Source organism: Priestia sp. SIMBA_032 (assembly GCF_046535215.1).
GTDB lineage: Bacteria > Bacillota > Bacilli > Bacillales > Bacillaceae_H > Priestia > Priestia aryabhattai.
This window is the reverse complement of record NZ_JAWRXD010001191.1, coordinates 1-251: the sequence shown is the minus strand read 5'-3', so window position 1 is coordinate 251 and position 251 is coordinate 1. Positions and strand designations below refer to the sequence as shown.

At 62.9% G+C, this 251-nt stretch carries 1 protein-coding gene; it reads right to left on the bottom strand.

Translation table 11 applies throughout. From position 1 onward, the window contains the following. Positions 1-251 (bottom strand): type VII secretion protein EccB (locus SB717_RS38075; protein ID WP_410908368.1); only part of this gene is annotated, 251 nt, incomplete at both ends.

Genomic DNA, 251 nt, shown 5'->3' with positions numbered 1-251 from the left:
GACCCTGGTCCAGGCAACGCGACCGGCGCACCGGGTATCCCGAGCAGCGGACCCCGTGGATAGCCGGTGAGCTTCTTCTCGGCGATCGACTTCGGCGATTCGTCGCTGTCGCTGATCAACCGCGCGGAGGCGAGATTGAGCACCGGATGCAACGTGCCGTCGACGACGACATACATCGCGCCGGCCTTCTTGCTCACGATGATATTCGAATCACCCACGGTGCCTTGCGGTTTGATGAGTCCGTAGACCCC